This is a genomic window from Streptomyces luteolus, from assembly GCF_029968015.1.
GTDB classification, from domain to species: domain Bacteria; phylum Actinomycetota; class Actinomycetes; order Streptomycetales; family Streptomycetaceae; genus Streptomyces; species Streptomyces luteolus.
The window spans coordinates 147,064-160,684 of the sequence record NZ_JASCIS010000014.1; the positions used below are offsets into that span (position 1 = coordinate 147,064).

The following is a 13,621-nucleotide window of genomic DNA, read 5'->3' on the forward strand; positions in this document are numbered from 1 at the left end:
CCCGGAGCTGCCGATGGCGGTGGCCCCGGGGACGGCCGACGTGCCGGACGCACCGGACGACCCACTCTCCAACCACAGGGAAGCACCATGCTGTTCGCAGTGAAGATGGACGTCGAGATCCCGCAGGACCTCGACGCCGCGGTCCGCGAGGACCTCCTCAGCCGTGAGAAGAACTACTGCCAGGACCTGCAGAAGGCAGGCCGATGGGTGCACATCTGGCGCTGCGCCGGGCAGTACGCCAACCTCAGCGTGTTCGATGTCGCGGACAACGACGAACTGCACACCCTGCTGTGGAACCTCCCGCTCTTCCCCTACATGAAGGTCTCCGTCACTCCCTTGGCGACACACCCGTCCGCACTCGACGCCGCTGCCGCGGCGTCCTGACCGGCCCGGACGAAAGGCAGGAACTCCGATGGGCAGCAAGGTGGCCGCTTCGGCCGCTCAGTCCGTGGCGGACATCCACGACGGCGCGACCCTCGCGGTCGGCGGATTCGGTCTGAGCGGGGTGCCGAACACCCTGATCCAGGCGGTGTACGACACCGCCGTCACGGACTTGGCCGTCGTCTCGAACAACTGCGGCGCGATGGAGTCCGGACTCGCCGTCCTCCTCTCGGCCGGCCGCATCGCCCGGGTGACCGGCTCCTACATCGGCGCGAACAAGGAGTTCGCCCGCCAGTACCTCGCCGGTGAGCTGGAGGTCGAGCTGATCCCGCAGGGCACGCTGGCCGAGCGGCTGCGTGCGGGCGGCTGCGGCATCCCCGCCTTCTACACCCCGGCGGGGGTCGGCACCCAGGTCGCCGACGGCGGCCTGCCGTGGCGCTACGACGGCGACGGCTCGGTCTCCGTCGCGTCGCCGCCCAAGGAGGTGCGGGCGTTCGACGGTGCCGACCACGTCCTGGAGCGCGGCATCACCACCGACTTCGCCCTCGTCCGCGCAGCCAGGGGCGACAGCGACGGCAACCTGGTGTTCAGCAAGTCCTCCAGGAACTTCAATCCGCTGGCGGCCATGGCGGGCCGGATCACCGTCGCCGAGGTCGAAGAGCTCGTCGAGCCGGGCGAGATAGATCCCGACCAGGTCCACCTGCCCGGGATCTTCGTGCAGCGCGTCGTCCCGCTCACCGCGGAGCAGGCCGCCGACAAGAAGATAGAGAAGCGAACGATTTCCGCGCCTTCGGCGCGAGGGACGGTGCAGCAGCCATGACCTGGACCCGCGATGAGATGGCCGCCCGTGCGGCGCAGGAGCTCGAGGACGGGCAGTACGTCAACCTCGGCATCGGCCTGCCGACACTGATCCCCAACTTCCTCCCCGAGGGCGTCGAGGTCGTCCTGGAGTCGGAGAACGGTCTCCTCGGCGTCGGCCCGTACCCGACCGAGGACGCGGTGGACGCCGACCTGATCAACGCAGGCAAGGAGACCGTCACGGTCCTGCCCGGCGCCTCCTTCTTCGACTCGGCGCTGTCCTTCGGGATGATCCGGGGCGGTCACATCGACGCGGCCGTACTGGGGGCCATGCAGGTCTCCGCCCGCGGTGACCTCGCCAACTGGGCCGTACCCGGCAAGGTGATCACCGGCATCGGCGGTGCGATGGACCTCGTGCACGGCGCCCGCAGGGTGGTCGTCGTGATGACGCACACCGCCAAGGACGGCAGCCCCAAGGTCGTCGCGGAGTGCTCCCTGCCGCTCACCGGCAGGAGGTGCGTGAACCGGATCATCACCGACCTCGGCGTCCTCGACGTCACCGAGGACGGTCTGGTCCTGATCGAGACCGCGCCGGGTGTCGACGCCGAGGAGATCGCCGACAGGACCGCGGCGGACGTCCGTATCTCCGAGGGGGTCTCCTGATGTCCCGACCGCGTGACGTCTACGTCGTCGATGCCGTCCGCACACCGGTCGGCAAGTACTCCGGCGGGCTCGCCGCGGTGCGCCCGGACGACCTCGCCACCCATGTCGTACGCGAACTCCTCGCGCGTACACCGCAGTTGGACCCGGCGCGGATCGGTGACGTCTTCTTCGGCAACGCCAACGGCGCGGGCGAGGAGAACCGCGACGTGGCCCGCATGGCCGTGCTGCTTGCCGGCCTTCCGGTCACTGTTCCCGGCGTCACGGTCAACCGCCTCTGCGCGTCCGGCCTCGAGGCCGTGATCCAAGCCGCGCGGGCCATCGCACTCGGCGACGTCTCCATCGCCCTGGCCGGCGGCGTCGAGTCGATGTCCCGCGCACCCTGGGTGCTTCCCAAGCCCGAACGGGCCTTCCCCGCCGGGCACGCCGAGCTGTACTCCACCACCCTCGGCTGGCGCATGGTCAACCCGAGGCTGGAGCCGCGGTGGACCGTCCCGCTCGGTGAGAGCGCGGAGCTGATCGCCGAGAAGCACGACATCACCCGCCGGCAGCAGGACGCCTACGCGCTCGCCAGTCACGAGAAGGCCGCAGCGGCGTGGAAGGACGGGCTGTACGACGCGGAGGTCGTGCCGGTGCCGGTCCCGCAGCGCAAGGGCGACCCGGTCCTCTTCGACCGGGACGAGTGCGTCCGCGAGAACGCGTCCCTGGAGGCGCTGGCCGGGCTCCGGCCGTCCTTCCGCACGGAAGGGGGCTCGGTCACCGCGGGCAACGCCTCGCCGCTCAACGACGGCGCCGCCGCGCTCCTGCTCGTGGACGAGGAGGGGTTGAAGGCCACAGGCCGTGAGCCGCTGGCCCGGATCAGCGCCTCCGCCGCCACCGCCATCGAGCCGCACTACTTCGGTCTCGGCCCCGTGGAAGCGGTGAACCGAGCACTGGCGAAGGCAGGCCGCACCTTCGCGGACCTGTCGGTGCTGGAGCTGAACGAGGCCTTCGCCGCCCAGGTGTTGGGGTGTGTCGCCGAGTGGCCCGAGCTCGACCCGTCGATCCTCAACCCTCGCGGCGGCGCCATCGCCATCGGCCACCCTCTCGGCGCCTCCGGCGCACGCCTCGTCGGCGCCGTCGCCCACCAGCTCAGGGCGGGCGGATCCGGCACCGGGGTCGCCACCCTCTGCATCGGCGTCGGCCAGGGCCTCGCCCTGGTCCTCGAACGCTGACGGACGCTTCGACCAGACGGAGACCGTACGACGCCGCGCCCCCGCGGTACGCCCAGCACGAGGAGAGTGCATGACCCAGGACACCGCGGCAGCTCCGCGTCTGCTCCATCACCGCGTCGACGGCCCGGACTCCGCGCCCCCGCTCCTCATGGGGCCCTCCCTGGGTACCTCGATGGCCGTCTGGAACGCGCAGGTGCCCGCCCTCGCCCGGCATCACCGGGTCGTGCGGTGGGACCTGCCCGGTCACGGCGGCTCGCCCACCCGCCTGCTGCCGGACAGCTCGCCCGGCGCGAGCACGGTGGGCGACCTCGGCGGGCTGGTACTCGACCTGGCCGACGCCTTCGGTATCGAGCGGTTCGCGTACGCGGGGATCTCGCTCGGCGGCGCCGTCGGCACCTGGCTCGCCGTCCACCACGCCGACCGGGTCGCGAGGCTCGCCCTCGTCTGCTCCTCCGCCCACTTCGGCGCGGCCGGCCCCTGGCGGGAGCGCGCGGAACTGGTCCGGCTCAAGGGAACGGAACCCTTGCTCTCGACCAGTCCGAGCCGGTGGTTCGCCGACCCGCTCACCGCCGAAACCTCTCTCGGGCGTGCGCTGCTGCGGAATCTCGCCGAGGCCGATCCCAGCGGTTACGCGGCCTGCTGCGACGCCCTCGCCGACTACGACCTGAGGCACGGGCTGGCCCGCATCACTGCACCCACCCTCGTCATCGGCGGCTGCTACGACGTGGCCACGCCTCTCGAACACGCGTCGGAACTCGCCGCCGGAATCCCGGAGGGCACCTTGACGACGGTCTCCACCGGGCACCTCGCCGTGGAGCAGCCCCGAGCCGTGACCAGCGCGCTGCTCGCCCACCTCCGTGCGAACGGCACCGTGAGTATGACGCGCTGAGGAGGGACCGACCCGTCCGTCGCACGACTGGTCCCGGCCGCAGGTGAGTTGCTCCCCGACGGGCCGCGCCTCGTCGAAGCCCATGGGTTCCGGACCGGTCCCGGGAACGACCGAGGGGCCGTTTCAGATGTCTCTGAAACGGCCCCTCGGACTGCGACTTCGAAAAGTCGGGACGACAGGATTTGAACCTGCGACCCCTTGACCCCCAGTCAAGTGCGCTACCAAGCTGCGCCACGTCCCGGTGCTCGCTCGCGGGTGTGGCCCGCGCCGTGCAGTAAGTACCTTACCTCACCCCGGACCTGCGCCGATCACCCCCGCCCCGCCACAATCGGAGGGTGAACATCAACCCGAAGGGCACCCCCTCCCCAGACGCCCAGGGTCGCGACCGCGACGCCGAGGGCCGCGCCCGCAACGCCCGCCCCCGCGATGGCCTCGGCCGACCGCTGCCGTACGGAGCGGAGGGCGTCGACCGGCAGCCGGAAGGTGTCGTACGCACCCCGGACGAGACCCTCGCCGAGGCGCAGGCGCTGCTCGACCAGGGCAGGCCGTTCCACGCGCACGAAGTCTTCGAGGACGCCTGGAAGTCGGGGCCCGAGGAGGAGCGGGCGCTGTGGCGGGGGCTCGCGCAGTTGGCGGTGGGCCTCACCCACGCGGCGCGCGGCAACACCACGGGCGGGGCGCGGCTGCTGCGCCGCGGCGCCGACGTGATCGCGGCCGAGCCCGCGCCGTACGGGATCGACGCGCCCGGCCTGGGCGCCTGGGCCGAGGAGTTGGCGGCGCGGGTGGAGCGGGGCGAGGAGACGGTGGACGCGGCAGAGTGCGCGCCCCGCCTGCGCCGGGCGTAGGGCGTCTCCTTCGGACCTTGCCGAGGAGGCGTCTCCCCAGTTGCTGGGTGGCGCCGCGCGCAAGTTCTGAGCGGCCACTCGTGACGGACCGAGCCGCAGTGTCACCGGTACGGACCTGCGCGGCGGGCGGCGGCAGATGCGGCGCACAAGAGTTGTCGTGTGACCACCAGTGCCGAGGCCGCCGCGCCCCCTCCCGCGCCTGCTCCCGCGCCGCCCGTCCTTGACACCCGTACCCGCAAGGTCGTGTTCGTGACGATCATGCTGGGCGTGCTGCTCGCCGCGCTCGACCAGACCATCGTCGGCACCGCGCTGCCCACCATCGTCGCGGACCTGGGCGGCGGGGCCCATATGTCGTGGGTCGTGACGGCCTATCTGCTCGCCGAGACCGTGGCGACGGTCCTGGTCGGCAAGTTCGGCGACCTCTTCGGCCGCAAGGTGATCTTCCAGATCTCGGCGGTCGTCTTCATCACCGGCTCGTTCCTGTGCGGGCTCGCCACCAACATGACGCTGCTCATCGTCTGGCGCGGGCTGCAGGGGATCGGCGCGGGCGGCCTGATGGTGACGGCGATGGCGTTGATCGCGGACGTCATCCCGCTGCGGGAGCGCGGCAAGTACCAGGGTGCGATCGGTGCGGTCTTCGGCGTCTCGACGGTGGTGGGGCCGCTGCTCGGCGGCCTGTTCACGGACCACCTCTCCTGGCGCTGGGCGTTCTACGTCAACGTCCCGATCGCGATCCTCGTGGTGATCGCGGCCGCCCGGACCATCCCCAGCGTGAAGTCCGTGGTCCGCCCGGTGATCGACTACCTGGGCATCGCGCTGGTCGCCGCGGGGTCGAGTGCCCTGATTCTGGCGACGAGTTGGGGCGGCAACGAGTACGCCTGGGGCTCGGGCGTCATCATCGGGCTCTTCGCCGGTGGTGCGGTGGCGCTCGCGTTGTTCTGCCTGGTGGAGCGGCGGGCGGCCGAGCCGATGCTGCCGATGCGGCTGTTCGCCAACCCGGTGTTCACGGTCTGCTCGATCCTCAGCTTCGTCGTGGGCTTCGCGATGCTGGGCGCGATGACGTTCCTGCCGACGTATCTGCAGTACGTGGACGGGGATTCGGCGACGGTCTCCGGGGTGCGGACGCTGCCGATGGTGGCGGGACTCCTGATCGCGTCGATCTTCAGCGGCAACGTGGTCAGCAAGACCGGCACGTACCGGATCTTCCCCATCGTCGGCTCGCTCGTGATGGCGCTCGGTCTGTATCTGCTCTCGCTGATGGGCACCGGTACGGGCGCGTGGCTGGAGTCGTTGTACATGTTCGTGCTCGGCGTCGGGATCGGCCTGTGCATGCAGGTCCTGACGATCGCCGTGCAGAACACCGTCGAGTACGCGGACCTGGGCACCGCCACGTCCGGGGTCACGTTCTTCCGTACGCTCGGCAGCGCCTTCGGCACCGCGGTGTTCGGGACGATCTACGCCAACTCACTGGAGCCCAACCTGCGGGAGGCCGTGGGCGCGGCGGCGCAGGCGGGCGGCGATCCGGCGGTGCTCGCGCGGGCGGCGCAGAGTCCGCAGGGGCTGCACGCGCTGCCGGGCGACCAGGCGGCGCCGCTGGTGGCGGCGTACGCGGACAGCCTGCAGACGGTGTTCCTGCTCACGGTGCCGGTGGCGGTGCTCGGGTTCGTCTTCGCGCTGTTCCTGAAGCAGGTCGAGCTGCGGGACAGCGCGCGCATGACCTCGTCCGACATGGGTGAGGGGTTCTCCTCTCCGGCCGCGACCGGGGACTCGGCCAACCTGCTCGAACTCGCCGTCGCCAAGATCGTCCGCGCCGCCGGTCCGGCCGAGGCGCGCGGGGTGCTCGCCGCCTCCCAGTCCCGGCTCGATGTGGCGGGGGCGTGGGCGGTGATGCAGGTCGAACTGCTCACGCGGCTCGTCGGGCATGCCAGCCTCGGGCTGATCGCCGCGCGCCGCGAGGTGCCGCCGGAGGTGCTCGTGCCGGTCTTCGACCGGATGGTCGACGAGGGGTATCTGAGCCGCGAGGGCGCGTTCTTCGCGCACACCGGGGCGGGCGCGCGCGAGGCCGACGTGATCAGCCGGGCGTGGAGCGAGTGGCTCGGCGACCGCCTGGAGGAGGACCGCGGCCGCCCGGCCGGACCCGAGCTGCGGGCCGCCACGGACGCGATCGCCAAGCGTCTGCTCGCCGAGGACCTCGCCACGGGCATGCCGGGTGCCCGGCAACGCGTCTCGACCTGACCCGCCGCACGGCAACGCGTCTCGCCCCGATCCTCCTCGCCCCCGCCCGCGTAGGTACGTACGCACATACCTACGTACCTGGTCAGCAGGCCCGCATACCCATGGGTATTCAGGGCTTTCCCTGATGTTCCGTCCGGCCGGGCCGCCTAGTTTTGGTCATCCGGCACCGCTCCGCACCGGACATTCGGGGTACGGGGAAACGGGGGCACGGTCACGAGTCACGGGGGGCTCGGAGCCGTGTCGTCCGGTCGCGGGGCGGCAAGCCGGGTGCGGGGGCGTGCGGCGTGCGGCGTCAGGCCTCGCGGAGGTACGTGAGGACGGCCAGGACACGTCGGTTGTCCTGTGCGTCGGCGTCGATGCCCAGCTTCGTGAAGATGCTGCGTACGTGCGACTCCACCGTTTTCGCTCCGATGACCAGTGCTTGGGCGATGGCGTGATTGGAGCGCCCCTGCGCCATCAGCGCGAGGACGTCCCGCTCGCGGGCGGTGAGTTCGGCGAGGGCACTCGCGCCGCGCGCCCCGCCCATGAGGTGGGCGACGACGTCGGGGTCGACGACGGTCTCTCCGGCCGCCACCTGCTTCAGGGAGCGGGCCAGCTCGTCGGCGTCGGCGACGCGCTCCTTGAGGAGGTAGCCGAAGCCCCGCCCGTCGTCGGCGAGCGCGCGCACCGTCGCGGTGGTCTCCACGTACTGCGAGAGCAGCAGGATGCCGGTGTGCGGATGCCGGGCGCGGATCGCGGTGGCGGCGCGCAGGCCCTCGTCGGTGTGGGTGGGCGGCATCCGGATGTCGACGAGGACGGCATCGGGCCGGTACCGGTCGACCAGGCCGAGGAGCGGCCCTGGCTCGCCGCAGTGCGCGGGCACCTCGAAGCCCTCGTCGGCCAGGAGGCGTACGAGCCCCTGCCGCAGGATCGCCGAGTCCTCGGCGACGATCACACGCATGGAAGCTCCACTCGTACGCGGGTGCCGCCGCCCGCGGGGCTGTGCACCCGCAGCACTCCGTCGACGGCCGCTATCCGGTCGGCGAGTCCGGCGAGGCCCGAGCCGCGGGCGGTGTCGGCGCCGCCGATGCCGTCGTCGACGGTCTCCACGACGAGGGTGGTGCCCTGCCGCCGGGCGGAGACGCTGACGGCGCGTGCCCGGGCGTGCTTGGCGGCGTTGGCGAGGGTCTCGCAGACGGTGAAGTACGCGGTGGTCTCCACGACCGGGTCGTAGCGGCCGGGCTCGGCGGCGACCACGACGGGGAGTTCGGCCTGCCGCGCGAGTTCGGCGAGCGCAGAGGCGAGGCCCTCGCGGGTCAGTACGGCGGGGTGGATGCCCTGGGCGAGTCCGCGCAGCTCCTCCAGGGCGAGGCGCAGGCTCTGCTCGACCTCGGCGACGGAGTCGCGCACCTTCGCGTCGGGGTGGTCGGCGACGCCTTTGCCGACCCGGCGCAGCGCCATCAGGGCGAAGACGATGCGGGCCTGCGCGCCGTCGTGCAGGTCGCGTTCGAGGCGGCGGCGCTCGTCGTCGGCGGCGCGCACCATGCGCGTACCGGCCTGTCTGGCCTCGGTGCGCAGCCAGGCGTTCTCCAGGGCGAGGCGGAGCGCGGCGCCGACGGCGGCGAGCAGTTCGGGGTCCTCGGCGAGCGCCGGGTCGTGGTCGAGGACGGCGAGCGGGGTGCCGCGCGCGGAGTCGACGCGCGTCGCGCGGGGTCCGTCGGCGCGTACGGGCGTGCCGTCCTCGTCGGCGTAGCCACCGCGGATGCCCTGCCCCTGCTGCCACAGGCCGAGCCGCAGCGAGCTGTCGTCGAGGACGCGGGCGAGGACCTCGCGCATCCGGGCCGGGGTGGCGTCCGCGCCGACCTCGATGACCAGTCCGCCGACCTCGGCCTGCTTCAGGCGCATCCGCAGCAGCCCGGCGAGGAAGGCGATCGGTACGGCGCACTGCGCGAGGTCGGACAGGAGGAGCACGAGGTCCGCGCCGAGGCCGTCGAGTCCGGGGACCGTGAGCCGCACGATGTCCCACAGGATGAAGACCATCGCGGCGCCGATGGCGGCCCAGGCGGGCAGCAGGGCGCGTCGGCGGGCGTGCGAGGCGCGCCGCCAGCGGTGCACCACGGCCGTGGCGGTGAGTACGGAGATCAGCACGGCGAGCCCGCGAAAGACCAGGTCGACCGGCTCGAACAGGCCGGTGGCACCGTTCACGAGCAGCGCGTTGGGCCCGCAGCCGCTGCAGTCCAGATAGGTGGCGTGGTGGGCGCGGGCCGGATCGTAGGTGAGCGCGCGAAGGAGGCCTCCGACGGCGACGATCGCGTACGTGGCGAGGATCAGGCGGCGGGTGCGGGCGCCGGTGATACGGCCGTCGGGGAAAGTCAGGACGAGGTGGACGAGGACGGCCAGGTTCAGCCCCTCCCACCAGGCGCCGAGGGCGAACAGGGCCGGTACGGAGGTGCCTTGGAGGTTGCCGATGAACCAGGTGATGCCCTCGGCGAGCATCAGCAGGCCGGTGCGGTTGGCGGGCCTGCGCCACCAGGCGACGAGCCCGGCGCCCGCGTACGCCCAGCCGACCGCGAGGTCCCGGACGATGTCGGCGCTGTCGGCCCCGGTGCGCGCGTACGACCAGGCGCCGACGCTGCCTGCGAGGACGGCGGTGAGAGCGCCCACGGCAAGGCGGAGGCCCAGGCACCGCGGCCCGGCTTCTCGTCCCACCCTCGTCCCCGCCCATGTCACGGCCCACACGCTAAGGCATCGCCTGACGAGCTGGATATTCTCCCCTACCCGCCCCTTCCCGGCTGTGTCCGATTTGCGGCTGGCGCCGCGTGGCTGCGGCGCTGCGGGGGCTCCACCCCCGGGACCCCGCTCCTCAAACGCCGGAGGGGCTATTGATAGGGGCGCGGGGAACTGCGCACAGCCTCAGCCACGACGGCGGGCAAGCCGAACACGCTCCGGGCCCGCCCGGGCCTCACTCGTCGGAGGGGCTGGAGGATTCCTCCGGCTCGCACGTCACCTTGTCGCGGGGCGTGTAATGCGTGCGGAACGGCTCGCGCCGCACTTCCTCGCCGCCATTCTTGAGGATCCGCTCCACGGTGATGTCGAAGCCTTCGAGCGGGGTCTGCGGCTGGCACTGCTCGGCGGTGCTGGTGCGCTCCTCGGGCGGCTTGATGTTCTCGCGCGGGCCCTGGGTGGCGAGGACCTCGTCGTACTTCTTCGTGCCGAGGAACGTGACGGTCACGGAGGTGTCGGTGGACTCGGCCTTGATGTAGATCGCGTTGCCGGAGTCGTTGAGGAAGCGCAGGTCGAGGCTGCCCCAGGCGACGGTGGCCTCGCGGCCCTCGGGGTAGCGCTCGATGTAGAAGGAGTGCGCGCCGTGTTCGACGGGCTTCACACCGGCGAAGAACAGGGCGTTGTACATCGTGGTGGCCACGGCGGAGACGCCGCCGCCCGCGGCCTTCGCGTACTGGTCGTTCAGGATGATCGTGCCGTCCACGAAGCCGTTGGCCTTGGTGCGCTCGCCGACGGTCCGGTTGAAGCTCCACTCCTCGCCGGGCAGGACGAGGGAGCCGTTGATCAGCTCGGCGGCGCGGCCGATGTTGGTGCTGCGGTACGGGGCGGCCTCGAAGTCGACCGTGAACGACGACATCTTCTCGGTCAGGCCGAGCTCGTCGATGTTCTCGCGGCTGATCTGCGGCTGCGTCGTCTTCGTGGCGACCTCGCCCGTACGGGCGGCGGCGCCGGTTTTGGTGAGCAGCGGCATGACGGCCTTGCCGAGTGCCTTGTCGGTGATTTCCTGCCCGGCCCTGCCGTCGCTCGCGACCACCACGCGGTCGCCTTCGAGGGCAAGGTCGGCGTTCTCGGCGCCGCTGTTGAGTCCGTCGATGCGCTCCGCGACCTGCGGGTCCTTGATCAGGCCCTTGCTGTCCAGGCTCGGCTTCAGCTGGCCCTTGTCGTCGGCCTTGAGGTCCAGGTACTTGCCGAGCGTGTGCTGCCCGATGGTGAGCTTGCTGCCGGCGACGTCGAGGGTGACGGGCCCGGACATGGCGGGCTCGGCGAACTCGCGCAGGGCGCGGTCGGTCTCCTTCGCGGAGACCTTCGGCTCGGTCCTGTGGGTCGGCAGCTCCGTCCGGGCGGCGGGCTTCTCGGGGAGGTACGCGGCGCGCAGGGCGGTGACGGCCCCGTCGACGTCGAGGGTGTGGCCGGTGCGGGCCTCGCGGGCCTCGGCCTTGCCGTTCTTGAAGGTGACGGCGCCGTCGCGGACCTTCTGCTCGTGCCGGTCGGCCAGGTCCTGCACGGCGGCGCGCGCCTTGGACTCGTCCACGTCCACGACGGGTTCGACGTCACCGCCGGAGCGGAAGAGTCCGCCGATCACGGTGAACGGGTCGGCGCCGCTGCGGGCCGCCTTGTCGACGGTGGCCTCGGTGTCGACGCCGAGCCCGGCGGATGCGGGGACGACGGTGTCCTCCCGGTCCCCGATGCGCACGGCCAGGGGTTTCGAGCCCTCGCCCGCGACGAGCTCGCGCTCCAGCTTCTGCTGCGCCTCGGCCCGGCTGAGTCCGCCGACGTCCACGCCGCGTATGCGGGTGCCGGGGTCGATCCCGTCACCGTTGACCAGCGAGCCCGCCAGGTAGAGACCGCCGGCACCGACCGCGAGCACACCTCCCGCTATCGCGGCGGGGTGCAGGTACGCGGGGCGTATTCGCTGCTGCATGGAGCTCCCTCGGAGACGGCGTCGGGCAGGGTCCCGGCAGTGCGCGGGCGGCGCTCGGGACAACCGAGCAAGTAACCCATAGTCGGGCATTGACCGTGTAGGGCGCACCTCACAAATGCGGACATAGCTGGGCTTACGTGAGCATCGTCACGCTCACCGTCACGGCAGGTTCCGGCCACTCCCGGGACCTGGCGCCCCCCTACCCTCCGTAGCCGGAGCGCTCGGCGTGCTCCTCGGCGAAGCCCTTCACGTACCGGTCCATCCAGCTCACGAACCGTCGGCCGTACCGCTCCTCCGCCGCGAGCACGACTCTGTCCGGATCGACCGCGGGGTCCAGGCCGAACTCCCGCTTCAGCCAGGCCACATACAGTTCGTGCACCTCACCGGAGCCGGCGCCCTCCGCCGCGTCCTCCTCCGGGTCGGAGAAGGAGATCCCGTCCGGGAAGACGTACACATACCGGTCGCAGGCGAGCAGTCGCAGCAGGTCGCGCAGCGTGGACGCGACGAGGTGCACACCACCCTCGTCACCGAACGCGACGACCGGCAGCTCGGCCAGATCCGCGCGGTCGTCCACGCGCCACAACGCGTACAGCGACCCGGAGCCGTTGGCCAGGCCGAAGGAGCGGAAGCGGTCGAGGAACTCCGGATCGCTCGACCAGGTGTCGATACCGCCGACGGCCCCGAACTCGTCCAGTTCGAAGCCCTGCGAGAAAGAGTCGGCGAGGGGGTCGCTGAAGGCGTGCAGCAGGTTCAGCTCGGGCACGGGCGCATACGCGTGGTCGGTCATACGAGCGACCGTACGACCCGGCACTGACAATCCCGCCCTCAGAAGGGGGAGTTGGGCCCTCCGCCCTCACTCCCCCGGCGCGCTCCGCTCCACGAGTACGTCGATGATGTGGTCGATACCGTGCGGCTCCAGCAGGCCCGGCACGGTCAGGTCGTCCACGATCACGCCGAGCATGGCGAGGTAGAGCAGAAGCACGGTGTCCCGGTCGCCGGGCAGCCCCGCGTCGAGGTGCCAGTTGATGTTGTCGTCGAGCAGCTCCGTGAACGTACGGGTCAGGTCCTCCTGCAGCTCCGGGCGGCGCGTGGACTCCAGACGCAGCTCCAGCATGGCCCGGTGGCTGCTGTGGTCGGTCCGCATCCGCTCGACCAGCTGCCGCAGCAGGGTCGCCGTCAGCTCACGGCTGGGATCGGCCTTCATGGTCTCCGCCATCGCGGCCGGGTCCGGGGTGAGACGCTCCTTCGTACGGCCCATGATCTGGCGGAGCAACTCGGCACGATTGGCGAAGTAGTTGGTGGTGGTGCCGGTGGGCACTCCGGCGGCCTTGTCGACGGCGCGCAGGGTGAGCCCACGCGACCCCTCCTGGGCCAGAACCTCGATCGCCGCGTCGAGCAGCGCGGTCCGGCGGGCGGGATTCTGTCGCATGGGTCTCCCCCACAAGGTCGCAAGACGAATACACAACTACGAATGCAGTACTACAGTTTTACCACTGCAGACGGAGTTCGAGACGAGAGGCATGTGTCATGCGAGTGCGAGTCAAGGACTTCGACCACCTGGTCCTGAACGTCGAGGACGTCGAGCGCGCCCTGGAGTTCTACTGCGGGCCGCTCGGCCTCGAACCGGTGCGGGTCGAGGAGTGGCGGGCGGGCAAGGTGCCGTTCCCCTCCGTGCGGGTCAGCCCGACCACGATCATCGACCTCCTCGCCCGCCCGCGCGGCGAGTCCAACGTGGACCACATCTGCCTTGTCGTCGAGCCGCTCGACTGGCAAGAGGTCATCGACACGGGCGAGTTGACGGTCCTCGAAGGCCCGGTCCCCCGTTTCGGCGCCCGTGGCGACGCCCAGTCGATCTATGTGCGGGACCCGGAGGGCAATACGGTGGAACTCCGCTGGTATCCGCAGGATGCATGAC

Annotated in this window: 13 protein-coding genes and 1 tRNA gene; 8 read left to right on the plus strand and 6 right to left on the minus strand. The window is 71.4% G+C overall.

The window, feature by feature from the left end; all coding sequences use genetic code 11:
* Positions 1–87 precede the first annotated feature (87 nt).
* From catC to QIT00_RS16345, 5 genes are all read left to right on the plus strand, one after another.
* Positions 88–384, plus strand: a complete 297-nt coding sequence (catC, locus tag QIT00_RS16325) for a muconolactone Delta-isomerase (RefSeq protein ID WP_282535992.1) — start codon at positions 88–90, stop codon at positions 382–384.
* A 28-nt stretch (positions 385–412) separates the two neighbouring features.
* The gene (locus tag QIT00_RS16330; protein WP_282535993.1) at positions 413–1,201 is read left to right on the plus strand and encodes a CoA transferase subunit A; all 789 of its coding nucleotides are present in this window, start codon (positions 413–415) and stop codon (positions 1,199–1,201) included.
* On the plus strand, positions 1,198–1,842 hold the full coding sequence (locus QIT00_RS16335; protein WP_282535994.1) for a CoA transferase subunit B: 645 nt from the start codon (positions 1,198–1,200) through the stop codon (positions 1,840–1,842). The genes QIT00_RS16330 and QIT00_RS16335 overlap by 4 nt, the downstream gene beginning before the upstream one ends.
* Positions 1,842–3,053, plus strand: a complete 1,212-nt coding sequence (locus QIT00_RS16340; RefSeq protein ID WP_282535995.1) for a thiolase family protein — start codon at positions 1,842–1,844, stop codon at positions 3,051–3,053. The genes QIT00_RS16335 and QIT00_RS16340 overlap by 1 nt, the downstream gene beginning before the upstream one ends.
* Positions 3,054–3,123: 70 nt before the next feature.
* Positions 3,124–3,942: an alpha/beta fold hydrolase gene (locus tag QIT00_RS16345; protein ID WP_282535996.1), complete on the plus strand. Its 819-nt coding sequence runs from the start codon at positions 3,124–3,126 to the stop codon at positions 3,940–3,942.
* A gap of 167 nt (positions 3,943–4,109) precedes the next feature.
* Here the strand turns inward: QIT00_RS16345 and QIT00_RS16350 are convergent.
* A tRNA-Pro gene (locus QIT00_RS16350) sits at positions 4,110–4,183 on the minus strand.
* A 94-nt stretch (positions 4,184–4,277) separates the two neighbouring features.
* On the opposite strand from QIT00_RS16350, the gene QIT00_RS16355 reads away from it, so the two are divergent.
* Positions 4,278–4,787: a DUF309 domain-containing protein gene (locus QIT00_RS16355; protein WP_282535997.1), complete on the plus strand. Its 510-nt coding sequence runs from the start codon at positions 4,278–4,280 to the stop codon at positions 4,785–4,787.
* Between the two features lie 159 nt (positions 4,788–4,946).
* Complete coding sequence (locus QIT00_RS16360) at positions 4,947–7,022, plus strand: MDR family MFS transporter (RefSeq protein WP_282535998.1); 2,076 nt, start codon at positions 4,947–4,949, stop codon at positions 7,020–7,022.
* 292 nt (positions 7,023–7,314) lie between these two features.
* Here QIT00_RS16360 and QIT00_RS16365 read toward each other — a convergent pair whose 3' ends face one another.
* From QIT00_RS16365 to QIT00_RS16385, 5 genes are all read right to left on the minus strand, one after another.
* Entirely contained in the window at positions 7,315–7,962 is a 648-nt protein-coding gene (locus QIT00_RS16365) for a response regulator transcription factor (protein WP_282535999.1), read from the minus strand.
* Positions 7,953–9,665 (minus strand): sensor histidine kinase, encoded by a 1,713-nt coding sequence (locus QIT00_RS16370; protein ID WP_282536000.1) that lies wholly within the window; start codon positions 9,663–9,665, stop codon positions 7,953–7,955. Before QIT00_RS16370 ends, QIT00_RS16365 begins: the two co-directional genes overlap by 10 nt.
* A gap of 298 nt (positions 9,666–9,963) precedes the next feature.
* Positions 9,964–11,706: a VanW family protein gene (locus QIT00_RS16375; RefSeq protein WP_282536001.1), complete on the minus strand. Its 1,743-nt coding sequence runs from the start codon at positions 11,704–11,706 to the stop codon at positions 9,964–9,966.
* A gap of 199 nt (positions 11,707–11,905) precedes the next feature.
* The gene (locus tag QIT00_RS16380; protein WP_282536002.1) at positions 11,906–12,493 is read right to left on the minus strand and encodes a hypothetical protein; all 588 of its coding nucleotides are present in this window, start codon (positions 12,491–12,493) and stop codon (positions 11,906–11,908) included.
* A gap of 66 nt (positions 12,494–12,559) precedes the next feature.
* On the minus strand, positions 12,560–13,135 hold the full coding sequence (locus QIT00_RS16385) for a TetR/AcrR family transcriptional regulator (RefSeq protein WP_282536003.1): 576 nt from the start codon (positions 13,133–13,135) through the stop codon (positions 12,560–12,562).
* A gap of 98 nt (positions 13,136–13,233) precedes the next feature.
* Here QIT00_RS16385 and QIT00_RS16390 point away from each other — a divergent pair, with 98 nt between their 5' ends.
* Positions 13,234–13,620 (plus strand): VOC family protein, encoded by a 387-nt coding sequence (locus tag QIT00_RS16390; protein WP_282536004.1) that lies wholly within the window; start codon positions 13,234–13,236, stop codon positions 13,618–13,620.
* Position 13,621: the final 1 nt, after the last annotated feature.